Source organism: Streptomyces sp. GbtcB7, assembly GCF_019091445.1.
Taxonomy (GTDB): Bacteria; Actinomycetota; Actinomycetes; order Streptomycetales; family Streptomycetaceae; genus Streptomyces; species Streptomyces mirabilis.
Window position 1 is genome coordinate 1 of the sequence record NZ_JAGXJM010000553.1, and the last position, 240, is coordinate 240.

Here is a 240-nt window from a genome sequence, read left to right on the forward strand (position 1 = left end):
GCTTGGGGTAGAAGGCCGGCGTGAGCGTCTGGATCGCCGAGTACGCCTTGTCCACCGCGGGGCTGCCGAGGTCCGACTTGTAGACCGGCAGGCCCTTCGGGGCGATCTGACGCAGGACGTCGACGTTGCCCGACTTCAGGTCCTCGTAGGCCGCCTCCAGGTTGGTGTAGTTCTTGAAGAGCACACCACCGTTCTTGGCCTTGTCCGGACCCTGGTAGCCGTCGAACTTGGCGACCTCGA

The 240-nt window shown here is 64.6% G+C and carries 1 pseudogene; it reads right to left on the reverse strand.

Features of this window, described 5'->3' with window-relative positions:
* Positions 1 to 240 (reverse strand): annotated as a pseudogene (locus KVT44_RS56790) (ABC transporter substrate-binding protein); the annotation flags it as partial.